This window comes from Sphingomonas sp. CL5.1, assembly GCF_013344685.1.
Taxonomy (GTDB): domain Bacteria; phylum Pseudomonadota; class Alphaproteobacteria; order Sphingomonadales; family Sphingomonadaceae; genus Sphingomonas.
The window spans coordinates 3,757,467-3,784,329 of record NZ_CP050137.1 but is presented as its reverse complement, the minus strand read 5'-3'; the positions used below and the strand labels follow the sequence as shown (position 1 = coordinate 3,784,329).

Genomic DNA, 26,863 nt, shown 5'->3' with positions numbered 1-26,863 from the left:
CAAAGACGGGATCGTGCGCGAAGCCCCCGGCGGCTCACACGGTTCCCGCGGCGATATATGTGTCGGATCGCTTCCCGGCGACCGGCAAAGCGCAACGCTGAGGGAGAAACGTCTCTCCCCGGACCTCGGTTCACCCCGGTTCGTTGGCTCCGCCCTCGTCGATGCCCCGCTCCCCGCGAGAGGACAGTTTCGAGGAGGTATAGGTCGAATAGATCAGCTCGGCGATATTGGTCGCCTGATCGCCGGTCCGCTCAAGGCTCTTGGCCGCGAGCAGGAGCTGGCCGACCGCCGGGATGGTCGAGGCGTCGTTCGCCATCTGGGCGAGCAGCGCGAGGAACACGCGCTGATATTCCTCGTCGATGCGCGCGTCGCCCTCATAGACCGCCTTGGCCTTTTCCGGGTCGCGCGCGGCATAGGCGTTGAGCACGCCGACCAGCATGTCATAGGCGCGGGAGCCAAGCTCGCTCAGCACCTTGGCCGCGCGGCGTTCGGTCGGCGAGCGCATCGACGGCACCCGGCGCGCGACGCCCTTGGCATAATCCCCGACGCGCTCCAGATAGCCGGAGACGCGATGCGCCATCAGCACCTCGCGCAGATCGTCCGCGAAGGGGGAGCGGCGCATCAGCGTCTGGATCACCTGCTGGTCGATCCGCCGTTCGAGCGCGTCGATCGCCGCGTCGCCCTCCACCACCTTGCGCGCGCGTTCGTCATCGGCGTCGGACAAGGCGGAGAGCGCGTTGGCGAGGGCATATTCGGCCAGCCCGCCCATCTCCATCACGGTGGTGCGCAGTCCGCCCAGCTCCGCATCGAATGCCGCGACGGTATGGCGATCGCCGCTGCCGGTAGTGTCGTTCATCTCTCGCCTCACCCAAATCGGCCGGTGACATAGTCGCGTGTCCGCCGCAGCTTCGGTGCGGCGAAGAATTCCTCGGTCGGCCCGAACTCGACCATCCGGCCGAGGAACATGAAGCCGGTATGCTGCGCCAGCCGCGCGGCCTGATGCAGATTGTGCGTGACGATCACGATCGTCACATTGTCGCTCAGCTCGTTGAGCGTGTCTTCCAGCTTCGCGGTGGAGATCGGATCGAGCGCCGAGGCCGGCTCGTCGAGCAGCAGCACCTCCGGGTCGATCGCCAGCCCGCGCGCGACGCACAGCCGCTGCTGCTGCCCGCCCGACAGGCCGAGGCCGGATTCCCTGAGCTTGTCCTTCACCTCGTCCCACAAGGCGGCGCGGCGCAGCGAGCGTTCGACGATCTCGTCCATCTCCCCGCCCCGCACCTTCTTGTAGAGGCGCACGCCGAACGCGATGTTCTCGTAGATCGACATGGGGAAGGGCGTCGGCTTCTGGAAGACCATGCCGACGCGCGAACGCAACGTGGCGAGGTCCATGCGGTTCGGCGTGATTTCCGCCGCGTCGCCGTCGCGCGCGCGCAGGCGGGCGACATTGACCTTGTCGCCCAGCACGTCATGTCCGTCGAGGATGATGCGGCCCACCGCATGCTGACCGGAATACAGCTCGTAGATGCGGTTCAGCGTGCGTAGCAGCGTCGACTTGCCGCAGCCGGACGGGCCGATCAGCGCGGTGATCTTGTTGCGCTCCACCGGCAGGTCGACGCCGAACAGGGTCTGCTTCTTGCCGTAGAAGAAATCGAGGTTGCGCGCTTCCAGGATGAGGCTTTCCGCCGGCGGCGCGGTGATCGAGCACTCGAACGTCTCGCCCGCCTCGTTGTCGATGAGGCTCATGATGTTTTCCTGTGGATGATCGCGCGTCCCGCGATGTTGATGGCCAGCACCGACGCCGCGATCAGCAAGGCGCCGGCCCAGGCGAGGCGCTGCCAGTCGTCATAGGCGCTGAGCGCGAACTGGAAGATGGTGGTGGGCAGGCTGGCGATCGGTTGCAGCAGGTTGACGCTGAAGAACTGGTTGCCGAGCGAGGTGAAGAGCAGCGGCGCCGTCTCGCCCGAAATGCGCGCGAAACCGAGCAGCCCGGCGGTGAGCAGGCCGGTCGCCGCCGATCGCCATACGATCTTGCGCACGACGAAGGCGCGCGTCGCGCCCAGCGCCATGCCCGCCTCGCGCAAGGCGGTGGGTTGCAGCAGCAATATGTCCTCCGTCGTCCGCGTGACGATCGGCACCGCGAGGATGGCGAGCGCGATCGAGCCGGCGAGGGCGGAGAAGTGGCCGATGACGTTGCGGACCAGCAGCTCCGATACGAACAGGCCGATCAGGATCGACGGCGCGGAGAGCAGCACGTCGTTGAGGAAGCGCACCGCATGGCCGAGCTTCGTGCGTCCGCCATATTCGGAGAGCCAGGTCCCCGCGAGCACGCCCACGACCACGGCGAACACCATCGCCAGCCCGCACAGGATCACCGACCCGACGATCGCGTTGAGCAGGCCGCCGCGCGACCCCGGCGCGGGCTGGGACATGGTGAACAGATCGGCGTTGATCCCGCCGACGCCCTTCGACAGCAGCGACCAGCCGATCAGCGCCAGCGCCCCGAGCGCGATCACCGCCGTCATCCCGCAGGCGGCGACGAAAATCAGGTTGACGATCGAGCGGCGGCGCGCGCGTGCGGTCATCCGGGTCATCGCGTCGTCCTCGCGAGCAGCAGGCGGGCGAGCGCCAGCACGCCGAAGGTGATGAGGAACAGCACCAGCCCGAGCGCGATCAGCGCGGCGCTGTGCATGTCGGTGCTGGCCTCCGCGAACTCGTTGGCGATGGTGGAGGCAATGGTGGAGCCGGAATCGAACAGGCTCTTGGGGAAGCCGTGCGAGTTGCCGATGATGAACGTCACCGCCATCGTCTCGCCCAGCGCGCGGCCCAGCCCGAGCATGATGACGCCGAGCACGCCGGTGCGGACATAGGGGATGCAGATCCGCCACGTCACCTCGAACGAGGTGCAGCCGATGCCGAACCCGGCCTCGCGTACCTGCGCCGGCACGGTGAGCAGCAGCTCGCGGAACACCGCCGCCATATAGGGCAGGATCATGATCGCGAGGATGATCGAGGCGGTGAAGATATTGGCGCCGTTGGGCACGCCCTGCGTCAGCGTGTCGAGCCACGATCCGGGCGTGACGGACATGGCGATCGGCTGCTGCACGGTCTGCGCGAACCACGGCGCGAACACGAACAGCCCCCACATACCGTAGACAATCGAGGGGATTCCGGCGAGCAGTTCCACCGCCACCGCGATCGGCCGCGCGAGCCGCTCCGGCGCGAATTCGGTAAGGAACACCGCCACGCCGATTGCCAGCGGCAGCGCGATCGCGAGCGACAGGAAGGAGGTGACGAGCGTGCCGACGATCGGCCCCGCCGCGCCATAGATGTCGTCCACTGGGTTCCAGCGCTCGGCGGTGAGGAAGCCGAAGCCGAACTTGGCGAACGCCGGCCACCCGCCGATCGCCAGGCTGACCACAACGCCCGCGAGGATCACGAGCAGCAGGGTCGCCGCCGACAGGCACAGGTAGCGGAAAATGTCTTCGCCGAGCGGGCTGCGGCCGGCGGCGGTGGGATCGCTCATCCCGATTCCTTGGATTGGGGAGGGGCGGCGCGCCCGCGATGCCGGCGCGCCGCCCCGGGGGCAAAGGATCAGCGCGAGACGTAGACCGGCTTGCCGCCCGCCGTGACGTTCGTCGCCCATTGCTTGCGGATCGCGGCCTTCACCGCCAGCGGCAGCGGCACGAAGTCCAGCTTCGCCGCCTCGGCGTCGCCGTTCTTGTACGCCCAGTCGAAGAACTTCAGCACCGCCTGCCCGTTGGCGGCATTGGTCTGGTTGCGGCGCATCAGGATGAAGGTCGCGCCGGTGATCGGCCACGTTGCCGCGCCCGGCTGGTCGAGCAGCAGCAGGTAGTTGCCCGGCGCGCTGGTCCAGCGCGCGCCGGCCGCCGCCGCCGCGAAGTTCGCCGCATTGGCCGGAACGAACTTGCCGGCCTTGTTCTGCACCGCCACGTAGGGGAGGTTGTTCTGCTTGGCGTAGGCATATTCGACATAGCCGATCGAACCGGCGGTCTGCTTGACGAAGGCGGTCACGCCGTCATTGCCCTTGCCGCCGAGGCCGGTCGGCCATTCCACCGCGTCGCTCGCGCCGACCTTCTTCGCCCATTCGGCGTTCTTCATCGACAGATAGGAGGTGAACAGGAACGAGGTGCCCGAACCGTCCGAACGGTGGACGACGGTGATCGCCGCCGGCGGGATGCGCAGCTCGGGATTCAGCTTCGTGATCGCCGGATCGTTCCAGCGGCGGATCTTGCCGAGGAAGATATCGCCGAGCACCTCGCCGGTCAGGTGCAGGCGTCCGGCGCGCAGGCCGTTGAAATTCACCACCGGCACGACGCCGCCCACGACGGTCGGGAACTGGTACAGCCCGGCCTCGCTCAGTTCCTGCGGCTTCAGCGGCTTGTCGCTCGCGCCGAAATCGACGGTGCCGGCCTTGATCTGCTTGATACCGCCGCCGGAACCGATCGCCTGGTAATTCATGCGCTGGCCGGTCTGCTTGCTATAGATCTCCGCCCAGCGGGCGTAGATCGGGGCGGGGAAGGTCGCTCCCGCGCCGGAAATGTCGGCAGCGATCGCGGCGCCCCCAACGGCAACCGCCGCCGCGCCAATCACGAACTTCTTGAACATTGGATGCTCCTCAGATCCGAACGCGCGCAGCCTGATTCGCGCAGGATGCCCCACGTTGCTTCGGGTGCTCTGCGCGCGTTCGATGACAGGTTTGTGACAATTCAGAACGGGTAGTAACGGAGGCTGAAGAAGCCGATGTCCTCCTTGGCCGTGGGCGCGCCGCCCTGCGTGACCTCAAACGTGTCGCGCAGGGTGTGGCTGTATTGGATGCCGGCCTGCACGCGGCCCCAAGACCCCTGCATCATCCGCTGCCAGAAGCCGGCGGTGATCTGCTTCACCGCCTTGGTCTGCACGGTGCAGGGCAGCGGCGAACCTTCGATCAGACAGCCGGTGCCGATGAAGTTCGGGTTGCCGAGGCCATAGTTGATCCCGCCGACGGTGGTGTAATGCGCATCCTGGCTTTCCTCGCCACCGAACACGTAGATGTCGAGCGCGCTGGTCGGATGCGCGGTCAGGCCGCCGAGCAGCATATATTCGCGCACCGGCGCCAGGGTGCCGTCCGGATTGAACGTGACGTCCGGCAGACCGCTCGCGCCGTAACGGCCGATGCCCCGGCCGACGATCCCGCTGAATTGCACGTCCAGCAGGCCCGGCACGATCTGGGTGGCGATGCCGCCGCCTACGCCCCAGCCGCGGAAGTTCCGGTTCGCGCCGTCCAGCCGCTCATAGAAGTCGCGCACCATGCCGAACGCCTCGACATGCAGTGTGCGGCCGCCGGCATAGGCGCCTTCATAGGCGACCTTGCCGATCACGTCGGGATAGTGGTTGATCGACAGTGCGTTCTCGCTGATGCCGTTGCCGCCGAAGCCGCTGCCCGCCGGCACCGTGGTGACGAGGCTCGCAATCGCCGGAACCGTGCCGCCGAAGGTGGTTTGCGGATTTTCGAGCGAGAGCGCGAACCACCATTTCTTGTCCAGATCCAGCGTCAGGCGAAGCTGCGGCTGGCGGGTGAAGACGAAACCGGGGACGTATTGCGCCTCGACCACCGGCGGGGTGACCTCGTTGCGCGGCGTGATGCCCTTGCCGTTCAGTGTGGCGAGCGACCAGTTCTGGCCGAACAGCAGATGCGCGGTGACGTCGTCGTTCAGCTTCTGGTCGACCGTGCCGTAGAGATGGCGGATGCGTGGGCTGTACGAATTGGTCTGGTTCGAATTGGCGGTGACGCCGGCGGCCTGGAAATCGAACTCGCCGTACATCGCGAGATGCGTCTGCTTGCCGGGATCGCCCTCCGCCAGCAGCGACAGGCGGCTCTGGCGCGCCGTCATGCGATATTCGTGGGTGTTGGCCACGCGGCTCTGCGGGAAGGGGATGTTGTTGAAGCTCGACGCGATATCCGCGCCGGTGTTGTTGCTGCGGTAGATCGAGGTCATCTCGACAAAGCCGCCCGGCGTGATCCTGATGCCCTTGAAGGGCAGGTGACCGGGCTTCTCCATCTTGTCGACGCGGCGCGTCAGTTCCTCGTTCCGCTGCGTGAGCGAGGCGATCGCGGCGGCGCTGGCGGTGTCGACCGCCGGCGCGGGCGCTGGAGCGGCGGCCGGCGGCGCCGCGGCGAGGACGCGGGCGGCGGCCGATTGCTCGGCAAGCTGCTGGCGCAGCTCCGCGATCTCGGCGCGAAGCTGCGCGATCTCCTCATGCACATCGTCACTCGCGGCGGCGCGGCGTGGACGGGGGCAATTGTGCTGCCGGCTTTTCGCGCCGTGCGCGGCGCAACGATGCGCTCCCGCCGGATCAGCCCACGCGTTTGTGCTGCATGTCAGCGCCATCGCCGACACGCCCAGGATGAAGGCCCGTTTCACTATTCCGCCCTTTCGTCTTTGGCTTCTCCCGGTGCGGCGGCAATAGGAGCGTTTTATGACGGATTTGCGACGCCCGTCGCGGAATCTTGTGCGGCGCAACAGCACGCGGCGCGCTCCATGGCAGATGGCCGGCGAGCGGCCTCGCCATCGCTGCCGTGTCGTATGGTGCTCAATCGGGCTGGGATTCGCGCGGCAGTAACTACAGCAGCAGGTCCTGCGGGCTGGGGCGACCGACATTGCCGCCGCCGTGCCGCCGCGCCATCTCGGTCTCGGCGGTGAAGCGGATGTCGGGATCGCGATCGGTGAGGAAACCGATCAGGCTGTCCTCGTCGATCTCGCGCCAGTCCTTGCCGCGATCCGGCCCGTAGCGCACGCGCGGCAGCAGCCCCGGCAGGCGCGACCATTCGAGGAGCTGCGCAAGGCTCGCCTCGTTCAGCATGTCGCGCAGGTGGAAGGCGGTGACATAGGCGTCGGGGAAGGCGCGGTGCGCGGGTAGCCCGCGTTCATGGACCAGCCCTTCCGGCTTGCGCCAGTAGCGCAGCACCTGATTGGAGAAGCTCGGCGAATCCGGCCATAGCCTGAGCGCACATTTCCAGGTGCAGATCCATTCCGCGCCGTGGGTCAGCGCGGGGGTGCAGAACACCTGCTCGAAATCCGCCCGATGCGCGGCGAGCGCGACGCGGCGTGGCCATGGATCGAGCACCTGCCGCGCGACGTCATGCCACCATGGCGCGTCGGCGACATCCTCGTCGCGGATGTGATGGATCGCCTGCGTGATCGGCGGCATGAGACGGCCGGGATTGACCATGCGGTTGCCGCCATCGCCCGACAGTTCCCATCGACCGTCGGCACCGAGCGCCACGTCCTGCCAGCCGATTTCGCACACCCCATGCTGGGGCGGGGCGGGGCCGGTGGTTTCGAGATCGATGACGCGGATGATGCTTGGCGTGGGACGCATCGCCCTAATGTGGGGCCTTCGGCGCGTCATGTCGAGCGACGCCGCTGAGCGCGAGTTGCGCGTCGATCGTCGCCACCGTGCGCGCGAGCGCGTTGTCGTTGCCCGCCTCGGCGCGCGCGGTCAGCATGTCCTCGGTATTGGAGGCGCGCAGCAGCCACCAGCCGTCCGGCGTGGAGACGCGCGCGCCGTCCGTGGTGTCCACCGCCGCGCCCGCCGCGCGCAGCCGCGCTACGACTTCTGCCACCACCTTCTCCTTGCGCGCCGGATCGACCGCGAAACGCAGCTCCGGCGTGCTGACCAGCGGCGGCATCGCGTCGCGCAGCGCCGCCAGCGTCCGGCCCGAGGCATGGACCGCGCCGATCAGCCGCACCGCCGCGTGGAGCGCGTCGTCGAACCCAAGCCAGTCGCCGCCGAAGAAGATATGGCCGCTCATCTCGCCGGCGATCGGCGCGTCCAGTTCGCGCATCATCGCCTTGATGTTGCTATGGCCGGATTTCCACATCACCGGTCGCCCGCCGAGCGCGGCGATGCGATCGAACAGCGCGCTGCTCGACTTGACGTCGGCGACGATCGCCGCGCCGGGCGAAGCGCGCAGCACAGGCTCGACCAGAATGGACAGGATCTGATCGCCGCGCAGCACGCGGCCTTCGCCGTCGATCGCGCCGATCCGGTCCCCGTCACCGTCGAAGGCCACGCCGAAATGGAGCTTCTTCGCGGCGACCAGTGCGCGCAGGTCGGCGAGATTGGCGTCGTCGGTGGGATCGGGATGATGATGCGGGAAATTGCCGTCGACTTCGGTGAACAGCAGATGATGCTCACCCGGCAGCAGCTTGACGAGCTGCTCGATCGCCGGGCCGGCGGCCCCGTTCCCCGCGTCCCAGCCGATTCGCAAGCTGCCCGCGCAGCCTTCGGCGACACGGCGGACATAGGAATCGAGCACGTCGGCGGTGGAGACGCGACCGGCGCCCGCTTCCCAATCCCCGGCCTCCGCCATCCGCGCGAGATCGCGGATCGCCGCGCCGAACACCGGGCGGCATTGGTGGAGCATCTTGAAGCCGTTGTGATCGCCGGGATTGTGACTGCCTGTTACCTGTATCCCGCCATCCACGGCTAGGGTCGCTGCGGCGTGATAGAGCATCGGCGAGGGGCCGAGGCCGATCCGCACCACGTCCACGCCGCTGGCGGTCAGCCCCTCAACGAGGGCCGCCTCCAACGCGGGGGAGGTCAGTCGCCCGTCATAGCCGACCGCGACCGCCGAGCCGCCCGCTCGCCGGACCAGCGTGCCGAAGCTCCGCCCCAGCGCGGCGGCGTCCGCCGTGTGCAGCGTCCGCCCGACCACGCCGCGGATATCGTAATCGCGCAGGATCGAGGGGGCGAAACGATGCGTCATCGATCCTCCCGTTACGCCGCGCGGCCCAGCAGCAGATCGCGCGCGGCATTCAGCGCCCGCGCGCGGTTGTCCGAGCCGCCATGGTCGGGATGCGCCTCCGCCATCAGCCGGCGGTGCGCCGCGCGGATCGCCTCCGCATTCGCGCGCGGCCCGACGCCGAGCAGATCGCGCGCCGCTTTCCGCTCCGCCGTTTCAGGGCGCTTCGGCTCCGTGCCCAGCGCATCCTTCCACAGCCGCCAGCCGGCATAGGCGACGAGCAGTGCGAGGACGAGCTTCGCCATCAGGCGAACAGCGGCAGCGCCGGTTCTGGAAGCGCCAGCCCTGCCATCATCTCGCGCAATTCCTGTCGTGCCGCGACATGGCTGAGGCCCATCGCGCCAAATTCCTTCGCGTCCAGCATGGTGAGGCCGGCGGGGAACAATTCGCGGTAGATCACGCGCTCGCCCAGCCCCGGAATGATACGGAAGCCGACGCGCTTGGAAAGCTGGTCCAGCGCGTCCGACACGCGGCGCATGTTGCGCGCCTCGATATGCTGGAGGCGGTTCCTGAGCACCACCCAGTCGATCGTCGTGCCGTCCGCCTTCGCTCGGGCCTTGCGCGCGTCCCAGATCAGCTCGGAATAGAAGCTGGGGCGAGTCACCTTGAAGGTTTCGGGGTGGACCTGCCCGATCAGGTCGAAATCGACGAAGCTGTCGTTCATCGGCGTGACCAGCGTGTCGGCGCGCGCGGCGGCGAGTCGCGCCAGCGGGTCGTCGCGGCCCGGCGTGTCGACCACCAGATAGTCGCTGCCGTCCGCGAGGTCCGCGAACAGCGATTCGAAATTGCCGCCCTCCTCGCCGTCTCCGGTGGCGTGGCGCGGCACCGCCAGCTCAGCGCCCGTCCGCCGCACCGTTTCGGCGCGATTGTCGAGATACCGCCCCATCGTGCGCTGGCGATGATCGAGATCGAGACACGCGACTCGCGCCCCCTGCGCCGCCAGCGCGATCGCGACATGCACCGCCGTGGTCGATTTTCCCGTCCCGCCCTTCTCGTTCGCGAAGACGATGACGTGGGTCTGTCCGTTACCGCTGGGCAATTCGTCGAATCCCTTGTTGATCCCCTGGATAGGCATCCATAGAAGCCCGGTCCGTCAAGGACGAGGGGGTAAGATCGCGTGTTGATCGTTCGTGACCTTGCCGCATTGCGTGATGCGGTGAGGGAGTTTCGTGCTGAGGGCATGCGCGTCGCGCTGGTGCCGACGATGGGTGCGCTGCATGCCGGGCATATCGCGCTGGTCGAGGCGGCCAGGCGGCCGGGCACGAAAGTGGTCGCGTCGATCTTCGTCAATCCGAAGCAGTTCGGGCCGAACGAGGACCTTTCCCGCTATCCCCGCCGCGAGATGGCGGACCTCAGGATGCTGGAGGAGGCCGGCTGCGACCTCGCATGGCTGCCGGCGGTCGAGACGATGTACCCGGATGGCTTTGCGACCGGGGTGCATGTGTCCGGCGTGACCGAAGGGCTGGACGGCGCGGCCCGGCCCGGACACTTCGATGGCGTGGCGACGGTGGTTTCCAAGCTTTTCAATCAGGTGACGCCGGATGCCGCCTATTTCGGCGAGAAGGACTACCAGCAGCTCCAGGTGATCCGCCGCATGGTGGCGGACATGGATTTCGATATCGAGATCGTCGGCGTGCCGACGCAGCGCGACGACGACGGCCTCGCGCTTTCCTCGCGCAACATCTATCTCGATGAGACCGAGCGCCAGAAAGCGGTGGCACTGCCCCGTGTGCTGGGGATCGCGGCGCGCGCGATCGGGCGCGGCGACGATCCGGCGGCCGCGCTGGCCGAGGCGGAGTCGAGTCTGGAGACGGCCGGCTTCGCGGTGGACTATGTCGCGCTGGTCGATGCGGAGACACTCGGCACCGAGCCTGAGGCGGGGCGCCCCCGCCGGCTGCTGGCGGCGGCGCGGATGGGCGCGACGCGGCTCATCGACAATATCGCGGTCGATGATGGCCAATAGGCAGGCTTAACGCCGTTAACCATTTTTGAAGACCATCTGCCGCAGACCTTGCGATCGGTTCATCATGAAACCGGGGGCAAAGGGATGGGGAACAGTCTCAAGAGCGCGAATTTTCTGATCGAAAGCCGCCTGCGCGATGCCGCGCGGGGGGATTCGATGGCGTGTTACGATCTTGGCGTGGCTTATTCGACCGGCACGTCCGGCGTGGTCTTCGACCTGATCGAGGCGCACAAATGGTTCAACCTCGCCGCGATCGCCGGCGACGAGGCGGCGCAGGCTGCTCGCGCCGAAATCGCCGGCGATATGACCGCCCGCGAAATCGCCACCGCCCAGCGCGCCGCGCGCGATTGGATGGGCGCGCACCGGGCACGGGCGGCTTAGGCGGGGCAATTTACCGCTGGAGAAGGCGCGCTACTTCTTCGCCGCCGGTTTCTTCGCGGCCGCCTTTTTCTTCGGCGCGGCTTTCTTCTTTCCCTTTGCCGGAGCTGTCGCGCGGGCGTCGATCAGTTGCGCGGCTTCTTCCAGCGTGAGCTGGTCCGGGGCGATCGTCTTGGGCATCGTGGCGTTGGTGGTGCCGTCGGTGACGTAAGGGCCGTAACGCCCCTCCATCAGCCTGATCTCAACCTCGGTACGCGGATGCGGGCCGAGCACCTTGAGCGGCTCCCTGCTCGCGCCGCGCTGCGGACGACCGCCGCCGGCCGCCGCCTCCGCCAGTTTCACCACGGCGGCGTTCATCCCCGTCTCGAACACCTCGGCGGTGGACTGGAGCCGGGCATATTTGCCATCATGTGCCAGATATGGCCCGTAACGTCCGATCGAAGCGGTGATCGGCTTGCCCGTTCCCGGGTGATCGCCGATCGTGCGCGGCAGGCTGAGCAGCTTGAGCGCCCATTCGAGATCGAGCTCGCCGATATCCTTGGGGATCGAGGCGCGCTTCGCCTCCTTGCCCTCGCCGAGCTGTATATAGGGGCCGAAGCGCCCGGACTTGCGCTCCACCTCCAGCCCGGTCTCCGGATCGCGGCCGAGCGATTCCGGGCCGGTGCTTTCGCCGTTCTCGCCGCCCGGCTGGGCGAAGCGGCGGGTGTATTTGCATTCCGGATAATTGGAGCAGGCGATGAACGCGCCGAACCGGCCACCTCGAAGGGCAAGCTTGCCGTCGCCGCAATTGGGGCATGCGCGCGGATCACCGCCGTCCGCCCGCTCCGGGAACAGGAAGGGTGCGAGGAACTGGTCGAGCGCGGCGGTGATGTCGGAGGGCTTCTGCTCCATCACCTCGGTCGTGCGCGGCTTGAAATCGCGCCAGAACGCCTCCAGCACCGCCTGCCATTGCGCGCGGCCGCCGGATACGTCGTCCAGCTCCTCCTCCAGCTCGGCAGTGTAATCATAGCCCACGTAACGCTCGAAAAAGCGTTCGAGGAAGGCCGTCACCAGGCGCCCGCTCTCCTCCGCGAAGAAGCGATTCTTCTCGATGTGGACGTAGGAGCGGTCCTTAAGCGTCTGGATGATCGATGCGTAGGTGGAGGGGCGGCCGATGCCCAGTTCCTCCATGCGCTTGACCAGCGACGCTTCGGAGAAGCGCGGCGGCGGCTGGGTGAAATGCTGTTCGGCCTCGACCGCCTTCTTCGCCGGCGCATCGCCCTCGCGCATCCGGGGTAGGCGGCGGGCGTCGTCGCCCTCGGCATCGTCCACGCCCTCCTCGTAGAGCGCGAGATAGCCGGGGAACAGGACGACTTGTCCGGTCGCGCGCAGGATGTGGCGGCCGGTGCCGTCCGCCAGCTCGACGGTGGTGCGCTCCATCCGCGCGGATGCCATCTGGCTCGCCAGCGCGCGCTTCCAGATCAGCTCGTAGAGGCGGGCGTGGTCGCCCGAGCCCGCGCGATCGCGCGAGAAATCGGTCGGACGGATCGCCTCGTGCGCTTCCTGCGCGTTCTTCGCCTTGGTCTGATACTGGCGCGGCTTGTCCGGCACATAGCTGGCGTCGTAACGGTCGGCGACCGCCTTGCGCGCCGCCGAGATGGCGGAGCCGTCCATCTGCACGCCGTCCGTCCGCATATAGGTGATCGCGCCGTCCTCGTAGAGCGCCTGCGCGATCCGCATGGTGTGGCTGGCGGAGAAGCCGAGCTTGCGTGCCGCTTCCTGCTGGAGCGTCGAGGTGGTGAAGGGCGGCGGCGGGTTGCGCGTCGCGGGCTTCGTCTCGACCGACTGGACGGTGAAGCGCCCGGCCTCGACATCGGCCTTGGCGCGGCTCGCGGTACCCTCGTCGCCGATCGACAGGCGATCGAGCTTCTTGCCCTCCCACTGGACGAGGCGGGCGGCGAATTGCGTGCCGTCCTGCTCCATCGCCGCGGTGACGGACCAATATTCCTGCGACCTGAACGCCTCGATCTCGCGCTCGCGATCGACGATCAGCCTGAGCGCGACCGATTGCACGCGCCCCGCCGATTTCGCTCCCGGCAGCTTGCGCCACAGCACTGGAGAGAGCGTGAAGCCGACCAGATAATCGAGCGCGCGCCGCGCCTTATAGGCGTCGATCAGATCGGTATCGAGATCGCGCGGCGCGGCCATCGCCGCCGTCACGGCGGGCTTGGTGATCGCGTTGAAGGTGACGCGCTCCACCTTGTCCGGCAGCGCCTTGCGGCTGCGCAGCACCTCGCGGACGTGCCATGAGATCGCCTCACCCTCGCGATCGGGGTCGGTGGCGAGGATCAGGCGATCGGCCTTCTTCGCCTCGTCCGCGATCGCCTTTAGCTGCCTGGCCTTGTCGGCGTAATTCTCCCATTCCATCGCGAAGCCGTCGTCGGGATCGACCGATCCGTCCTTCGGCGGCAGATCGCGGACATGGCCGTAGCTCGCGAGGACGCGATAATCGGCGCCGAGATATTTCTCGATGGTTTTCGCCTTGGCCGGCGATTCGACGATGACAAGCTGCATTGTGGTCTGAACGCTGTCCCTTACGTGTACGCGCGAGGGTGGAGAGGTGTCGCGGTGGCCGTCAAGAGCGCGGCGTCGCGCGCCATGCAAGCAGGAATCCGACGCCGAGCGCCAGATCTATCAGCCCGAACGGCAGCAGGAAGGCCGGCGCGCGGCCCCCGGCGTAGAGGATCGCGACCGGCACGCCGAACACCAGCTTCTCCAGCACGCAGACCGGCATCAGCGCGCGATAGCGCGGCGGATCGCCGCCGATGATCCAGAAGATGAGCTGGAACGCGCTGGCCGTGCCAATGAAGCCATAGGCCACTGCTTCCGCACCCACGGGCTGGGGCAAGAGATATTGCGGGAGCAGGACGATCAGGCCGTAGATCGCCGCGCCCCGGAACCATCGCGATATCCATTTCGGCGCCGTCATCCCGATCCCCGTCATATCAGGCTCACCCGCGCTCCGGCATGACGCTCCAGCCGCCCGGCCAGTTCCAGTTCCAGCAGCACGATCTGCACCACCGCCGGGGCGAGGCCGGACTGGCGGACCAGTTCGTCCACCATCACCGGCACCGGACCGAGCAATCCGGTGAGCGCGAGCCGGGCGGCATCGTCCGCATCGGCTGGCGGCGCACTGCCGAATGAGGCGCCGGGTGCGCGGACGGCGCGGGGATCGATCGGCCGGATTTGCTCCAGCACGTCGGCGGCGTTCTGCACCAGGATCGCACCCTCGCGGATCAGCAGGTTGCAGCCCTGTGCGCGTGGATCGAGCGGGCTGCCCGGCACCGCCATCACCTCGCGCCCGGCCTCGTTCGCGAGCCGCGCGGTGATCAGCGAGCCGGATTTCGGGGCGGCTTCCACGATCACGGTCCCTGCGGCGATACCGGCGATGATGCGATTGCGGTGCGGAAAGTGCCGCGCGCGTGGCTCGGTGCCGGGCGGCATCTCGGCGATCAGCAGCGCCTCCTCCGCGATCCGCTCCTGAAGCGCGGCATTCTCCGGGGGATAGGCGACGTCGATCCCGCCGGCGATCACCGCGATAGTGGCGGGGCCGGCGCCCATGTGCGCGGCGGTGTCGATTCCGCGCGCGAGACCTGAGACGACCGCCGCGCCCTCGCGCGCCAGATCGTGCGCCAGTTCCCGCGCGAAGCGGCAGGCGGCGGCGGAGGCGTTGCGCGCGCCAACGATGGCGACCGTCGGGCGGCGGGCCAGCGCGCCGTCGCCGCGCACGACGATCGCGGGCGGCGCATTCTCCAGCTCGGCGAGCAGTGGCGGATAATCCGCGTCGCCGAGGAACAGGTAGCGCGCGCCCAGACTGGCGACCTGTTTCATCTCACGCTCGATCGTGCGCGGGTCGGGCAGGGTGGGGGCCTTGCCGCCGCCGCGCCGCGCGAGGTCCGGCAAGGCCTCCAGCGCCCGCGCCGCGTCGCCGAAGCGGGCGATGAGCTGCCGCCAGGTGATCGGGCCGATGCCGGGCGTGCGGATCAGCCGCAGCCGGTCGATCTCACTCACGCTGGCCGCCGACCCTCGGTTCCGTTCCCTCGATCAGCCGGGCGATATTGGCGCGATGCTTCCACAGCACGATCAGGGTCAAAGCGATCAGCAACGGCACGATGTCGAACCAGCCGAATGCTGCCGCCGCGACCGGCGCGGCGATCGCTGCGGCCATCCCCGCGAGCGACGAGACGCGCAATACCGCGAGCAGCCCGAGCCAGACGATCGCATAGACGAGGCCGAGCTCCCAATGCAGCGCCAGCACGATGCCCATCAGCGTCGCTACGCCCTTGCCGCCACGGAAGGCGAGCCACACCGGATAGCAATGGCCGAAGAACGCGCCCGCGGCGGCGAGCGCGGCATTGCCGGGAAACAGTCGATCGACGAGCGTGACGGCGGCGAAACCCTTGGCCATGTCGAGCAGCAGGGTGGCGGCGGCCAGCCCCTTGCGCCCGGTGCGCAGCACGTTGGTGGCGCCGATATTGCCGGAACCGATAGCGCGCAGATCCCCCGCGCCAAACATGCGCGTAAGGATCACGCCGAAGGGGATCGAGCCGAGAAGATAGCCGATCAGCAACGCCGCGCACGGCGCAAGCCAGATAATTCCGGTTTCCAGACCTGCCCCCTGTTTTAGCTTAGCACATATTTAGCTGATAGAATCGGTCTGTGCCACTGACCTGCATCAATCCCGATCAAATATCCGATGCGATCGCGACGTTGTTCCGATCGGCTTTGACCCCTAGGTCGGGAGCATGAGCGACGCCCGGCCGATCCTGTTCTTCGATTCGGGAGTGGGCGGCCTGTCGATAGTCGCGCCGGCGCGCCTGGCGGTGCCCGATGCGCGGTTCGTCTATGTCGCGGATTCGGCCGGCTTCCCCTACGGCACCCGGAGCGAGGCGGAGATCGCGGCGCGCGTTCCCGCGCTGCTCGGGCGGCTGGCGGAGCGTTACCGGCCGCGCCTGATCGTGATCGCCTGCAACACCGCCTCCACCATCGCGCTCGCCGCCGTCCGGCAGGCGCTGGACCTGCCGATCGTCGGGACGGTGCCCGCGATCAAGCCGGCGGGGGCGATGAGCGGGACGCGCGCGATCGGCGTGCTCGGCACGGAGGCGACGGTGCGGCAAGCCTATGTCGACGATCTCGCCGCGCGTTTCGCCGGGGACTGCCGGGTGATCCGCCACGGCTCGGCCGAACTGGTGCGGCTCGCCGAAGCCAAATTGCGCGGCGAGCCGACCGATCCCGCGCGCTATGCGGCCGTGCTGGCCGGGCTGTTCGACCAGCCGGGGGGCGAGGCGATCGACGTGATCGTCAACGCCTGCACGCATTTCCCGCTGGTCGAGGCGGAACTCGCCGCCGCCGCCGGATCGCATCGGGTGCGCTTCGTCGACGGCGGCGCGGGGATCGCGCGGCGCATCGCCCATCTCACCGAGGGGCAGGATTTCGCGCGAGGGGCGGAGGATGTCGCGGTGTTCACCGGCGCGGGCGGGGAGGCGCTCGCCCCCGCGCTGGCGCGCTACGGCTTTCCCCGGATCGAAGGCCTCTGATCGTGCGCGGCCGGCTGCTCGTCATCGCGGCCTGGCTGCTGGCGATGGGCATCGCCTTCGCGCAACCGATCGCCAGCGGCTTCGCGCTCGGCTTCGGCGACCGCGTCGACGCGCTGATCGAGATCAGTCTGCTCGAACATTGGCGCAACGTGCTGACCGGCGCGGCGGCATGGAACGCACCGTTCTATTTCCATCCGCATCCGGCCGTGCTCGGCTATAACGACGGCTATCTGCTGTCGGGGCTGTTCTATTCGGGCTGGCGGACGATGGCCGACCCGTTCCTGGCCGATACGCTGACCGCCGCGACCTGGAAGACGATCGGCTTCTTCGCGAGCTATGTGCTCGTCGCGAAGGTGCTGCGCTGGGGGCGGGGGATGGCGATCCTCGTCGCGGTGATGCTCACCATCGCCAACGGCATGGCGGTGCAGGCGGTCCATGCGCAGCTCCAGACGGTGGCGCTGGTGCCGGTCGCCTTCGCGCTGGCGATCACGGCGGCGCGCGCCTCGGCGCGGGACGGGACGATCCGCGCCGCCGCACTTGCGGCGGCGCTGGCGCTGCTGATGGCGGCGTGGCTCATTACCGCTTATTACATGGCGTGGTTCACCATCTGGTTCGGCTGCCTGTTCGTTGCTTGTTGGGCATGGCGCGAGCGGCAGTCGCTGCCTGACGCTGGCTCCGTGCTGCTGCGCCGCCATGCGGTGCCGCTGGCGGCGGGCGCGGCGGTGTTCGCGATCGCGGCTATCCCGTTCCTCACCGTCTATCTGCCCAAGGCGCATGAGACGGGGGAGCACGGCTATGCGGCGGTGACGGCCTATCTCGTCACGCCGCTGGTCGACATGATCGACGTCGGGCCGGGCAATCTGGCGTGGGGCTGGCTGTGGCGCGGGCCGGCCGTGCCGGGCGACGAGCATGTCAGCGGTTTCCCCCCGCTGCTGTTCGCGCTGGCGGCCGTGGCGACGTGGCGTGTCCTGCGGCACGGCGAATCGTTCCCGTCGATGCTGCGGACCTATGCCCTGGCGATCGTCGTCGGCTGGGCGTTGACGCTGCAATTGTGGCTGCTGTCGCCATGGGGGCTGGTGGTCCGGCTCGTGCCCGGCGCGTCGGGGCTGCGGGTCGTGCTGCGTTTCCAGCTTTTCCTGATCCTGCCGCTGCTGCTCCTGACGGCGGCGGTGTGGCGGGAGCGGCTGGCGGCGCTGGCGCGCGGCCGGCCGTGGCGCGCGGGCGCGATCGTGTTCCTGCTGGTCGCCGAGCAGATCAACCTCGATCCCGCCGCCGCCGCGCTCGACGCGCGCGAGCAGCGCGCCGCCTTGTGGTCGATCCCGGCGCCGCCGCCCGCCTGCCGCAGCTTCTACGTCGTCGCCGCGCGCGTGGGCGAGCCGGTCTTCCGCACACCGGCGGAGCACGCGCAATTCGCGCACAATGTCGATGCGATGCTGCTTGCCGAGCATTGGCGGGTGCCGACGATCAACGGCTGGGCGACCTTCACCCCGCCCGACTGGAGCTTCGCCCGCCCGCTCGACCAGGATTACGAGCGCCGCGTGGCCTTTTACGCGCACATCCACGATCTCCATGGCCTCTGCCGGCTCGACGTGCGCGAAAGACGGCCGTGGTCGATGGCGGCGCCATAGTTTCCGCTGGCGAAGTTGCTGACATCGCGGTAAGCGGCCGGGACATGAGCATCGAGCATCACGAGGCGCGTCCGGTGGATTACGGACGGGTCTTCAACCAGGCGATCGACCGGCTTCACGCCGAGGGCCGTTATCGCGTGTTCATCGACATCCTGCGCAACAAGGGCATGTTCCCCAACGCGCGGTGCTTCGCCGGACATAACGGGCCGAAGCCGATCACCGTGTGGTGCTCGAACGACTATCTCTCGATGGGCCAGCATCCGAAGGTGATCGCGGCGATGGAGGAGGCGCTGCACGATGTCGGCGCAGGTTCCGGCGGCACGCGCAACATCGGCGGCAACACCCATTACCATATCGACCTCGAGGCCGAGCTTGCCGACCTGCACGGCAAGGAAGGCGCCTTGCTGTTCACCTCCGGCTATGTCTCGAACGAGGCGACGCTGGCGACGGTGGCGAAGGTGCTGCCGGGCTGCATCATCTTCTCCGACGAGCTGAACCACGCCAGCATGATCGCGGGCATCCGCAATTCGGGCTGCGAGAAATACGTCTTCCGCCACAACGACCTCGCGCATCTGGAGGAATTGCTGGCGGCGGCCGATCCCTCGCTGCCGAAGCTGATCGCGTTCGAGAGCGTCTATTCGATGGAGGGCGATGTCGCGCCGATCGCGGCGATCTGCGACCTTGCGGACAAGTATAACGCGCTGACCTATCTCGACGAGGTGCATGCGGTGGGCATGTACGGCCCGCGCGGCGGCGGCATCTCCGAGCGCGACGCGGTGGCGGAGCGGCTGACGATCATCGAGGGCACGCTGGGCAAGGCGTTCGGCGTGATGGGCGGCTATATCGCGGCCGACAAGGTGATCATCGACGTGATCCGCTCCTATGCGCCGGGGTTCATCTTCACGACCTCGCTGTCGCCGGTGCTGGTCGCCGGCGTGCTGGCGAGCGTCCGTCACCTCAAGGCGAGCAGCGTGGAGCGCGAAGGGCAGCAGGCGTCGGCGGCGAAGCTGAAGGCGATGTTCGCCGAGGCCGGGCTGCCGGTGATGATGGGCGAGACGCACATCGTGCCGCTGATGGTCGGCGATCCGGTGAAGGCCAAGAAGATCAGCGATATCCTGCTGGCGGAATACGGCATCTACGTCCAGCCGATCAACTATCCCACCGTGCCGCGCGGCACCGAGCGGCTGCGCTTCACCCCCGGCCCGACGCACAATGAAGCGATGATGCAGGAGCTGACCGACGCGCTGGCCGAGATCTGGGACCGGCTGGAGATCAGGAAGGCGGCGTAAGCCGGGCCATCGCCCAGCGCGCCGCTTCCCGCACCACCTCGTTCGGATCGTCGAGCAGCGGCGTCACCGCGCTCGCCAGCGCGATGTCTCCGCTGTTTCCCGCCGCGATCAGGCAGTTGCGCACCATCCGGTCACGGCCGATGCGCTTGATCGGGGAGCCGGCGAACACCTGCCGGAAGCCTGCGTCGTCCAGCCCGAGCAATTCGTCGATATGCGGCGCGACGAGTTCCGCGCGCGGCGCGAAGGCCATGTTGGCGTGCGCGGCGTTCGCGAACTTGTTCCACGGGCAGGCGGCGAGGCAATCGTCGCAGCCGTAGATGCGGTTGCCGATCGCCGCCCGGAACTCCTCCGGGATCGGCCCGGCGTGCTCGATCGTCAGATAGGAGATGCAGCGCCGCGCATCGAGGCGATAGGGCGCGGGGAAGGCGTCGGTCGGGCAGGCGCGCTGGCAGGCATCGCACGAGCCGCATGTGTCCCGCCCGGCCTCGTCCGGCTCCAGCGCCAGCGTGGTGTAGATCGCGCCGAGGAACAGCCAGCTTCCATCCGACCGGCTGACGAGATTGGTGTGCTTGCCCTGCCAGCCGAGGCCCGCCGCCTCCGACAGCGGCTTTTCCATGACGGGCGCGGTATCGACGAACACCTTGAGATCGCCGCCCGCCTCCGCCACCATCCAGCGGGCGAGCGCCTTCAGCGCCTTCTTGACGATATCGTGATAATCCTGCCCCTGCGCATAGACCGAGATGCGCGCCCGCGTCGGCTCCGCCGCCAGCCGCATCGGGTCCTCGCGCGGGGCGTAGCTCATGCCGAGCGCGATCACGCTCCGCGCCTCGGGCCACAGCCCGGCGGGGCTTTCGCGATGATGCGCGCGCGATTCCATCCACAGCATGTCGCCGTGTGCGCCCTCCGCCAGCCATGCCCGCAGCCGCTCCGCCGCGCGCGGGGCGGCGTCGGCGCGCGCGATGCCGCAGGCCGCGAAGCCGAGTTCGGCCGCCTTCGTCTTGAGGCGGGATTCGAAGGGCATGTTTACTTCCACCGGCTATCCGCTAGCACATGCCGGAGACCATGAGCGATAATCCAGCGATCACCGCCAGCGGCCTCGTCAAGCGTTTCGGCGGACGGCGCGTGGTGGACGGGCTCGATCTGATCGTGCCGCGTGGCACGGTCTATGGCGTGCTCGGCCCGAACGGCGCGGGCAAGACGACCACGTTGCGCACGCTGCTCGGCATCATCGAGCCGGACGAGGGCAGCCGCACCTTGCTCGGCTTCAGCCATCCGCGCGATGCGAGCGATCTGGTCGGCTATCTGCCGGAGGAGCGCGGCCTCTATCCGGCGATGAAGGCGCGCGAGGCGATCGCCTTCATGGGCGCGCTGCGCGGCCTGCCGTGGGCGGAGGGGCGCGAGCGGGCGGTCGCGCTGCTCGAGCAGAACGGCCTGGGTCATGCCGCCGACCAGAAGATTCGCAAATTGTCCAAGGGCATGGCGCAGCTCGTCCAGTTGCTCGGCTCGGTGGTGCATCGGCCCGAACTGCTGGTGCTCGACGAGCCTTTCTCCGGCCTCGATCCGGTCAATCAGGAGCGGCTGGAAGCGCTGGTGCTCGCCGAGCGCGATCGCGGCGCGACGATCCTGTTCTCCACGCATGTGATGGCCCACGCGCAGCGGCTGTGCGACCGGCTGGCGATCATCGCGCGTGGCAAGCGCCGCTTCGAGGGGACGGTGGAGCAGGCGCGCGCGCTGTTGCCGCAACAGGTGCTCTACACGCCGCATTTCCCCGATGGCGCGATCCGCGCGCTGCTGCCGCCGGACGCCGTGCCGGCGGGGGAGGGATGGCGCTTCGAACTGCCGCGCGAGGGTATCGAGGGGCTGCTCAAGCGGTTGATCGACGCTGGCCACGGCATTTCCGGCCTGTCGATCGAGCGACCGGGGCTGCACGAGGCATTCGTCCGCATCGTCGGCGAGGCGGATCGGGAGGAAGCGGCATGAGCCTGGTCCCCCGCGCCGTCCGCCAGGCGCTGACCATCGCGCGGCGCGATTTCGTCGCCACGGTGTTCACCCCGATCTTTCTGCTATTCCTGCTCGCGCCCGTCGTCATGGGGGCATTCGGCGCGATCGGCGGGCTGGGGGCGCAGAGCGTCTCCGATGGCGCCGCCGAGAAGGCGCGCGTCGTGGCGATCGTGCCCGCGCGCGAGGCGGCGCTGCTGCGCGAGGCGGACGCCGCGCTGCGCCCGATCTTCCCGCGCGATGCCAGTCCGCCCGCGCTGGAGATTCGCGCGCCGGCGGGCGATGCGTTCTCGCAGGCGCGCGCCGCGCTCGCGACGCCCGGTGTCGACGTTGCCGCGACGCTTGCCGGGCCGCTCGATCGGCCGCAGATCCTGCGCGCGGCCGACGCCCGGCGCGCGGGCGCCTATCTCGCCGCGCTTGCCGACCGCGCGACCCGCGTCGCGCGCGATCCGGCGGCGCGCTCCCTCCCGCAGATCACCGTGGTGGATCGCGAGCGCCCGAGCGCCCGCACGCGCGGCGCCTCCGCCTTCTTCGCGGTGTTCGGCGTGTTCTTCCTTACCCTGTTCCTCTCCGGCCAGGTGGTCGGCACGATGGCGGAGGAGCGCAACAACAAGGTGATCGAGGTGCTCGCCGCCGCCGTGCCATTGGAAAGCGTGTTCCTCGGCAAGCTGATCGGCATGTTCGGCGTGGCGGCGCTGTTCGTCGCCTTCTGGGGCGTGGTGGTGAGCCAGATCGGCGCGCTGCTGCCGGGCGGCGGGCTGGCCGGCATGGCGGCGCCCGCCGTCGGGGCCGCGCCGTTCGCCCTGCTGTTCGTGGCCTATTTCGCGATGGCCTATCTGCTGCTCGGATCGGTGTTCCTCGGCGTCGGCGCGCAGGCTTCGACGATGCGCGAGATTCAGATGCTCTCGCTGCCGATCACCGTGACGCAGGTCGGGATGTTCGCCTTGTCCTCCGCCGCCGCGTCGCATCCGGGAAGCTGGATGGCGACCTTCGCCGAGGTCTTTCCGCTGTCGTCGCCCTTCGCGATGGTCGCGCGCGCGGTGAATGCGCCGGAACTGTGGCCGCATTTGCTCGCGCTTGGCTGGCAGGCCTTGTGGGTCGGGGTGTTCGTCATGATCGGCGCGCGGCTGTTCCGGCGTGGCGTGCTCCAGTCCGGCAGCCCGGCGGGCGCGTGGCGCAAGCTGTTCAACCGCGCGGAGCAGGCGCCCGATCGCGTCGGCTATTGACATTCGTGTCAGCTATGGCTTTCTTCATCACAAGGATGAGGAGATAGTCATGGCCACGCTGGCGAAGGATGCGAGCGAATTCGGTGCCGTCGATCCGCTCGACGTCAGCCGACCGGAGCTTTACCGCGACGATACCTGGCAGGCGCCGTTCGCGACGTTGCGCGCTACCGCGCCGGTGCATCGGGTCGAGCATTCGGAATATGGGCCGTATTGGTCGGTCTCTACCTACAAGCCGATCGTCGAGGTCGAATCGCTGCCCGATCTCTATTCCTCCGAAGCCGGCGGCATCACGCTCGCCGATTTCATCGAGGAATCGTCGGACGTGCGGATGCCGATGTTCATCGCGCGCGACCGCCCGGTGCATACCGGCCAGCGCCGCACCGTCGCGCCGGCCTTCACCCCGTCCGAGATGACGCGCATGTCCGGCGACATCCGCCGCCGCACGGCGGAGGTGCTGGACAGCCTGCCCTATGGCGAGGGCTTCGACTGGGTCGACAAGGTTTCGATCGAACTGACCACGCAGATGCTGGCGATCCTGTTCGATTTCCCGTGGGAGGACCGGCGCAAGCTGACCTTCTGGTCCGACTGGGCCGGCGATATCGAGATCGTCAAGAACGAGGAACTGCGCCAGCAGCGGCTGGAATATATGTACGAATGCGGCGCCTATTTCCAGAACCTGTGGAACCAGAAGGTCGGCAAGCCGCAGACGCCGGACCTCATCAGCATGATGATCCATTCCGATGCGATGAGCCACATGGATCATTTCGAGTTCCTCGGGAACCTGATCCTGCTGATCGTCGGCGGCAACGACACGACGCGCAACACCATGTCGGCGATCGCCTATGGCCTCGATAAATTCCCCGACCAGCGCGCGAAGCTGGAGGGCGATCCGTCGCTGATCCCCAATGCGGTGAGCGAGGTGATCCGCTGGCAGACCCCGCTTGCGCACATGCGCCGGACCGCGACTGCGGATACCGAGCTGATGGGGCAGCAGATCAAGGCCGGCGACAAGCTGGCGCTATGGTATATCTCCGCCAACCGCGACGAGACGGTGTTCGGCGATGATGCGAACGACATCGTGGTCGATCGCGCCAACGCCCGGCGGCATCTGGCGTTCGGCCACGGCATCCACCGCTGCGTCGGCGCGCGGCTGGCGGAATTGCAGGTCGGCATCCTGCTGGAGGAAATGGCCAAGCGCCGGATGCGCGTGAACGTCACCGGCGCGCCGGAGCGTGTTTCCGCCTGTTTCGTCCACGGCTATCGCAAGCTGCCGGTGGAACTGAGCCGCTATTGATAAGGGGGCGCCCCGGAGGCGGGAAAACCCGCCTCCGGTTGGTTGCTGCCGGTTGGCTGAAGGCAAGAATGCGGATGGCTTTTCGCCGATGAGCGCGTTCCGGTTGCTGCGCGATATCCGGCTTTTGCCATGCGCCCCGATGCGCATTCTGCTCCAAGTGGCGACTGCCTTCTCTCTGGCGCAGGCGAATACTGCGTTTGCATCGCCAGGACCGCCGCCGCCAGAATATATCATCAATGCCGCCAGACAGGTCATCCCGACACAGACGGCGGCGACATTCGGTCAATACGCCGCGGAACTGGCAAATGACCTGACGGTGTGGGTAAACGACAAGGAAGTCGCGTCGGATAAAGCGACCTGGCTCGCGCTGGAGCGCCATCGATTAGGCAAGGTGGACCGCCGCGTCCTGGGCTATGTCGAAGGATATGATTCCGTCCTTGTCATAGACCGGTACGATGACAGATCGGACTTGCCAGAAGATTCCCACGCAATCTTCGATCCGCGTTATAAAACGCGCGCGGTGAGGTATCGATTCGGGCCGGATCATTTGGTTCATGTGATCCGCATCATTGAGACTGACGGCCTCATGCAGACTCCGCCCTGATCGCGGAGCTGTCCGCATTCACCACCCAATAGCCGCCAAAGGAAAAGCCCCGACGCGACGGCCGGGGCTTCCTTAAAAACCGAACTGTAGGCCCCCGCCGGCGTCACGCCCCGGCGGGCGACGGATTCCCGAACGGTCCGGTCGGCCGCCGCGTCTTGGGGATCGAGGTGCCGGCGGCACGCACCGCCGCCGCTTTCGGGCCGTGATCGGCGCGGCCGATTTCCTCGCCGGCGATCAGCTTCTTGATCTCGTCGCCGGTCAGCGTCTCATATTCGAGCAGCGCGCCGGCCAGCGAGTGAAGCTGGTCGATATGCTCGCCCAGCACCTGCTTGGCGCGCGCGAGTCCGCCCTCAACGATCGTGCGGATCTCGTCGTCGATCAGCTGCTGCGTCTGGTTCGACATGCGCACGGGCTGCGATGAGGAGTAGCCCAGGAAGCTCTCTCCCTCCGGCTGCGAATATTCGACCGGGCCGACCTTGTCCGACATGCCCCATTTGGTGACCATGTCGCGCGCGAGGCCCGTGGCGTACTGGATGTCGCCCGACGCGCCGGACGATACCTTGTCGTAGCCGAAGATGATCTCCTCCGCGACGCGCCCGCCCATCGAGACGGCGAGGTTCGCATACATCTTGTCGCGGTGATAGCTGTACGAATCCCGTTCCGGCAGGCGCATCACCATGCCCAGCGCGCGGCCGCGCGGGATGATCGTCGCCTTGTGGATCGGGTCCGACGCCGGCTCGTGCAGCGCGACGATGGCATGGCCCGCCTCATGATAGGCGGTCATCCGCTTCTCGTCCTCGGTCATCACCATCGAGCGGCGCTCGGCGCCCATCATCACCTTGTCCTTGGCCTCCTCGAACTCGGCCATGGCGACGAGGCGCTTGCCCTTGCGCGCGGCCGTCAGCGCCGCCTCGTTGACGAGGTTGGCGAGGTCTGCGCCGGAGAAGCCCGGCGTGCCGCGCGCGATGGTGCGGCTGTCGACGTCGGGCGCCAGCGGCACCTTCTTCATATGGACTTCGAGGATCTTCACGCGGCCCTCGATATCGGGGCGCGGCACGACCACCTGCCGGTCGAAACGGCCCGGCCGCAGCAGCGCGGGATCGAGCACGTCAGGCCGGTTGGTCGCGGCGATGATGATGATGCCCTCGTTCGCCTCGAAGCCGTCCATCTCGACGAGGAGCTGGTTCAGCGTCTGCTCGCGCTCGTCGTTGCCGTTGCCGAGGCCCGCGCCGCGATGGCGGCCGACCGCGTCGATCTCGTCGATGAACACGATGCAGGGGGCGGATTTCTTCGCCTGCTCGAACATGTCGCGCACACGGGACGCGCCGACGCCGACGAACATCTCCACGAAGTCCGAGCCGGAGATGGTGAAGAACGGCACGCCCGCCTCGCCCGCGATGGCGCGGGCGAGCAGGGTCTTGCCGGTGCCGGGCGAGCCGACCAGCAAAGCGCCCTTAGGGATCTTGCCGCCGAGGCGGGCGAATTTCGACGGGTCCTTCAGGAACTCGACGATCTCCTGCAATTCCTCGCGCGCCTCGTCGATGCCGGCGACGTCATCGAAGGTGACCTTGCCTTCCTTCTGCGTCAGCATCCGCGCGCGGCTCTTGCCGAAGCCCATCGCGCCCGATCCGCCGCCCTTCTGCATCTGGCGCATCACGAGGAAGGCGATGCCGAGGAACAGCATGAACGGTAGCGCCTGCACCAGCACATATTGCCAGATCGACGGGCCGTCCTCCGGCTTGCCGGAAATGGCGACGCTCGCCTTGCGCAGCCGGTCGGTGAGCTGCGGATCGGTGACCGGATAGGTCTTGAACTTGTCGCCCGACTTGAACGTGCCGGTGATCATGTCACGGCTGACGTTGACGTCCTTCACCGTGCCCTGATCGACCTTGTCGAGGAAGGTCGAATAGGCGATCGTGTTGCCCTGCGCGGCCGGCGTCTTGCTGTCGAACATCGTGACGACCAGCGCGAGCGCCAGCAGAATGCCCACCCAGATGAGCAGGCTTTTCATCCATGGGTTCGGGCCGCCGCCGTTGTTGTCGGAGCCGGGCTGCTTGTCCTTGTCGATCATGCGCTACCTTTCACGCCCTAATATAGGCGA

25 protein-coding genes are annotated in these 26,863 nt (G+C 67.9%); 9 read left to right on the top strand and 16 right to left on the bottom strand.

The window, feature by feature from the left end; genetic code table 11:
• Nucleotides 1-130: 130 nt before the first annotated feature.
• From phoU to F9288_RS18140, 10 genes are all read right to left on the bottom strand, one after another.
• On the bottom strand, nt 131-856 hold the full coding sequence (gene phoU / locus F9288_RS18185) for a phosphate signaling complex protein PhoU (protein WP_174838087.1): 726 nt from the start codon (nt 854-856) through the stop codon (nt 131-133).
• 8 nt (nt 857-864) lie between these two features.
• Nucleotides 865-1,743: a phosphate ABC transporter ATP-binding protein gene (locus F9288_RS18180; RefSeq protein WP_174838086.1), complete on the bottom strand. Its 879-nt coding sequence runs from the start codon at nt 1,741-1,743 to the stop codon at nt 865-867.
• Nucleotides 1,740-2,591 (bottom strand): phosphate ABC transporter permease PstA, encoded by an 852-nt coding sequence (gene pstA / locus F9288_RS18175; protein WP_254620941.1) that lies wholly within the window; start codon nt 2,589-2,591, stop codon nt 1,740-1,742. The genes F9288_RS18180 and pstA overlap by 4 nt, the downstream gene beginning before the upstream one ends.
• A complete protein-coding gene (pstC, locus tag F9288_RS18170) occupies nt 2,588-3,523 on the bottom strand; it encodes a phosphate ABC transporter permease subunit PstC (RefSeq protein ID WP_174838085.1) in 936 nt (311 codons plus the stop codon). Before pstC ends, pstA begins: the two co-directional genes overlap by 4 nt.
• Before the next feature lie 68 nt (nt 3,524-3,591).
• The gene (pstS, locus tag F9288_RS18165) at nt 3,592-4,626 is read right to left on the bottom strand and encodes a phosphate ABC transporter substrate-binding protein PstS (protein WP_174838084.1); all 1,035 of its coding nucleotides are present in this window, start codon (nt 4,624-4,626) and stop codon (nt 3,592-3,594) included.
• Between the two features lie 101 nt (nt 4,627-4,727).
• Nucleotides 4,728-6,422 (bottom strand): hypothetical protein, encoded by a 1,695-nt coding sequence (locus F9288_RS18160; RefSeq protein WP_174838083.1) that lies wholly within the window; start codon nt 6,420-6,422, stop codon nt 4,728-4,730.
• A 199-nt stretch (nt 6,423-6,621) separates the two neighbouring features.
• Nucleotides 6,622-7,380: an exonuclease domain-containing protein gene (locus F9288_RS18155; protein ID WP_174838082.1), complete on the bottom strand. Its 759-nt coding sequence runs from the start codon at nt 7,378-7,380 to the stop codon at nt 6,622-6,624.
• Nucleotides 7,381-7,384: 4 nt separating this feature from the next.
• Nucleotides 7,385-8,770 carry a phosphoglucomutase/phosphomannomutase PgmG gene (gene pgmG, locus F9288_RS18150; protein WP_174838081.1) on the bottom strand — a complete coding sequence of 462 codons (1,386 nt, stop codon included), beginning with the start codon at nt 8,768-8,770 and terminating at the stop codon, nt 7,385-7,387.
• An 11-nt stretch (nt 8,771-8,781) separates the two neighbouring features.
• Complete coding sequence (locus F9288_RS18145; RefSeq protein WP_174838080.1) at nt 8,782-9,051, bottom strand: J domain-containing protein; 270 nt, start codon at nt 9,049-9,051, stop codon at nt 8,782-8,784.
• Nucleotides 9,051-9,881 (bottom strand): division plane positioning ATPase MipZ, encoded by an 831-nt coding sequence (locus tag F9288_RS18140; RefSeq protein ID WP_174838079.1) that lies wholly within the window; start codon nt 9,879-9,881, stop codon nt 9,051-9,053. The genes F9288_RS18145 and F9288_RS18140 overlap by 1 nt, the downstream gene beginning before the upstream one ends.
• 42 nt (nt 9,882-9,923) lie before the next feature.
• Here F9288_RS18140 and panC point away from each other — a divergent pair, with 42 nt between their 5' ends.
• Both panC and F9288_RS18130 read left to right on the top strand, forming a co-directional pair.
• Entirely contained in the window at nt 9,924-10,769 is an 846-nt protein-coding gene (gene panC / locus F9288_RS18135) for a pantoate--beta-alanine ligase (RefSeq protein WP_174838078.1), read from the top strand.
• 84 nt (nt 10,770-10,853) lie between these two features.
• Complete coding sequence (locus tag F9288_RS18130; RefSeq protein ID WP_174838077.1) at nt 10,854-11,150, top strand: hypothetical protein; 297 nt, start codon at nt 10,854-10,856, stop codon at nt 11,148-11,150.
• 30 nt (nt 11,151-11,180) lie between these two features.
• Here the strand turns inward: F9288_RS18130 and topA are convergent, their stop codons facing one another.
• The 4 genes from topA to plsY form a co-directional block, all read right to left on the bottom strand.
• On the bottom strand, nt 11,181-13,700 hold the full coding sequence (gene topA / locus F9288_RS18125; RefSeq protein WP_174838076.1) for a type I DNA topoisomerase: 2,520 nt from the start codon (nt 13,698-13,700) through the stop codon (nt 11,181-11,183).
• 61 nt (nt 13,701-13,761) lie between these two features.
• Nucleotides 13,762-14,130, bottom strand: coding sequence for a hypothetical protein (locus tag F9288_RS18120; RefSeq protein ID WP_217482552.1), 369 nt, complete (start codon nt 14,128-14,130; stop codon nt 13,762-13,764).
• Nucleotides 14,127-15,197 (bottom strand): DNA-processing protein DprA, encoded by a 1,071-nt coding sequence (gene dprA / locus F9288_RS18115; protein ID WP_174838075.1) that lies wholly within the window; start codon nt 15,195-15,197, stop codon nt 14,127-14,129. The genes F9288_RS18120 and dprA overlap by 4 nt, the downstream gene beginning before the upstream one ends.
• A complete protein-coding gene (gene plsY / locus F9288_RS18110) occupies nt 15,190-15,756 on the bottom strand; it encodes a glycerol-3-phosphate 1-O-acyltransferase PlsY (protein ID WP_254620940.1) in 567 nt (188 codons plus the stop codon). The genes dprA and plsY overlap by 8 nt, the downstream gene beginning before the upstream one ends.
• Before the next feature lie 175 nt (nt 15,757-15,931).
• Between plsY and murI the strand changes: the two genes are divergently transcribed.
• Genes murI through hemA form a run of 3 tightly spaced genes read left to right on the top strand, consistent with a single transcriptional unit; the run spans nt 15,932 to nt 19,640 of the window.
• Nucleotides 15,932-16,723 carry a glutamate racemase gene (gene murI, locus F9288_RS18105; protein WP_174838074.1) on the top strand — a complete coding sequence of 264 codons (792 nt, stop codon included), beginning with the start codon at nt 15,932-15,934 and terminating at the stop codon, nt 16,721-16,723.
• Nucleotides 16,724-16,725: 2 nt separating this feature from the next.
• Complete coding sequence (locus F9288_RS18100; protein WP_254620939.1) at nt 16,726-18,351, top strand: hypothetical protein; 1,626 nt, start codon at nt 16,726-16,728, stop codon at nt 18,349-18,351.
• A gap of 44 nt (nt 18,352-18,395) precedes the next feature.
• Nucleotides 18,396-19,640, top strand: coding sequence for a 5-aminolevulinate synthase (gene hemA, locus F9288_RS18095; RefSeq protein WP_174838073.1), 1,245 nt, complete (start codon nt 18,396-18,398; stop codon nt 19,638-19,640).
• Here hemA and queG read toward each other — a convergent pair.
• Complete coding sequence (queG, locus tag F9288_RS18090; protein WP_174838072.1) at nt 19,624-20,661, bottom strand: tRNA epoxyqueuosine(34) reductase QueG; 1,038 nt, start codon at nt 20,659-20,661, stop codon at nt 19,624-19,626. The two genes, hemA and queG, sit on opposite strands and share 17 nt — an antisense overlap.
• A 41-nt stretch (nt 20,662-20,702) precedes the next feature.
• Between queG and F9288_RS18085 the strand changes: the two genes are divergently transcribed.
• The 4 genes from F9288_RS18085 to F9288_RS18070 are packed head-to-tail and all read left to right on the top strand — an operon-like array spanning nt 20,703 to nt 24,762.
• Nucleotides 20,703-21,620 carry an ABC transporter ATP-binding protein gene (locus tag F9288_RS18085; protein WP_174838071.1) on the top strand — a complete coding sequence of 306 codons (918 nt, stop codon included), beginning with the start codon at nt 20,703-20,705 and terminating at the stop codon, nt 21,618-21,620.
• Nucleotides 21,617-22,864 carry an ABC transporter permease gene (locus F9288_RS18080; protein ID WP_174838070.1) on the top strand — a complete coding sequence of 416 codons (1,248 nt, stop codon included), beginning with the start codon at nt 21,617-21,619 and terminating at the stop codon, nt 22,862-22,864. The genes F9288_RS18085 and F9288_RS18080 overlap by 4 nt, the downstream gene beginning before the upstream one ends.
• Nucleotides 22,865-22,913: 49 nt before the next feature.
• Nucleotides 22,914-24,158 carry a cytochrome P450 gene (locus F9288_RS18075; RefSeq protein WP_174838069.1) on the top strand — a complete coding sequence of 415 codons (1,245 nt, stop codon included), beginning with the start codon at nt 22,914-22,916 and terminating at the stop codon, nt 24,156-24,158.
• 52 nt (nt 24,159-24,210) lie between these two features.
• Entirely contained in the window at nt 24,211-24,762 is a 552-nt protein-coding gene (locus tag F9288_RS18070; RefSeq protein ID WP_174838068.1) for a hypothetical protein, read from the top strand.
• 103 nt (nt 24,763-24,865) lie between these two features.
• On the opposite strand, the gene ftsH is transcribed toward F9288_RS18070, so the two are convergent.
• Nucleotides 24,866-26,833, bottom strand: coding sequence for an ATP-dependent zinc metalloprotease FtsH (ftsH, locus tag F9288_RS18065; protein WP_174838067.1), 1,968 nt, complete (start codon nt 26,831-26,833; stop codon nt 24,866-24,868).
• Between the last annotated feature and the right edge of the window lie 30 nt (nt 26,834-26,863).

What these genes read in the sequence shown, in the direction of transcription:
- F9288_RS18075 (WP_174838069.1), top strand. Translation starts at nt 22,914, where the DNA reads ATGGCCACGCTGGCGAAGGATGCGAGCGAATTCGGTGCCGTCGATCCG.
- F9288_RS18155 (WP_174838082.1), bottom strand. Translation starts at nt 7,380, where the DNA reads ATGCGTCCCACGCCAAGCATCATCCGCGTCATCGATCTCGAAACCACC.
- F9288_RS18180 (WP_174838086.1), bottom strand. Translation starts at nt 1,743, where the DNA reads ATGAGCCTCATCGACAACGAGGCGGGCGAGACGTTCGAGTGCTCGATC.
- topA (WP_174838076.1), bottom strand. Translation starts at nt 13,700, where the DNA reads ATGCAGCTTGTCATCGTCGAATCGCCGGCCAAGGCGAAAACCATCGAG.
- F9288_RS18085 (WP_174838071.1), top strand. Translation starts at nt 20,703, where the DNA reads ATGAGCGATAATCCAGCGATCACCGCCAGCGGCCTCGTCAAGCGTTTC.
- F9288_RS18140 (WP_174838079.1), bottom strand. Translation starts at nt 9,881, where the DNA reads ATGCCTATCCAGGGGATCAACAAGGGATTCGACGAATTGCCCAGCGGT.
- ftsH (WP_174838067.1), bottom strand. Translation starts at nt 26,833, where the DNA reads ATGATCGACAAGGACAAGCAGCCCGGCTCCGACAACAACGGCGGCGGC.
- pgmG (WP_174838081.1), bottom strand. Translation starts at nt 8,770, where the DNA reads ATGACGCATCGTTTCGCCCCCTCGATCCTGCGCGATTACGATATCCGC.
- F9288_RS18120 (WP_217482552.1), bottom strand. Translation starts at nt 14,130, where the DNA reads ATGACGGGGATCGGGATGACGGCGCCGAAATGGATATCGCGATGGTTC.
- queG (WP_174838072.1), bottom strand. Translation starts at nt 20,661, where the DNA reads ATGCCCTTCGAATCCCGCCTCAAGACGAAGGCGGCCGAACTCGGCTTC.
- hemA (WP_174838073.1), top strand. Translation starts at nt 18,396, where the DNA reads ATGAGCATCGAGCATCACGAGGCGCGTCCGGTGGATTACGGACGGGTC.
- murI (WP_174838074.1), top strand. Translation starts at nt 15,932, where the DNA reads ATGAGCGACGCCCGGCCGATCCTGTTCTTCGATTCGGGAGTGGGCGGC.
- pstS (WP_174838084.1), bottom strand. Translation starts at nt 4,626, where the DNA reads ATGTTCAAGAAGTTCGTGATTGGCGCGGCGGCGGTTGCCGTTGGGGGC.
- F9288_RS18080 (WP_174838070.1), top strand. Translation starts at nt 21,617, where the DNA reads ATGAGCCTGGTCCCCCGCGCCGTCCGCCAGGCGCTGACCATCGCGCGG.
- F9288_RS18130 (WP_174838077.1), top strand. Translation starts at nt 10,854, where the DNA reads ATGGGGAACAGTCTCAAGAGCGCGAATTTTCTGATCGAAAGCCGCCTG.
- pstC (WP_174838085.1), bottom strand. Translation starts at nt 3,523, where the DNA reads ATGAGCGATCCCACCGCCGCCGGCCGCAGCCCGCTCGGCGAAGACATT.
- phoU (WP_174838087.1), bottom strand. Translation starts at nt 856, where the DNA reads ATGAACGACACTACCGGCAGCGGCGATCGCCATACCGTCGCGGCATTC.
- pstA (WP_254620941.1), bottom strand. Translation starts at nt 2,591, where the DNA reads ATGACCCGGATGACCGCACGCGCGCGCCGCCGCTCGATCGTCAACCTG.
- F9288_RS18145 (WP_174838080.1), bottom strand. Translation starts at nt 9,051, where the DNA reads ATGGCGAAGCTCGTCCTCGCACTGCTCGTCGCCTATGCCGGCTGGCGG.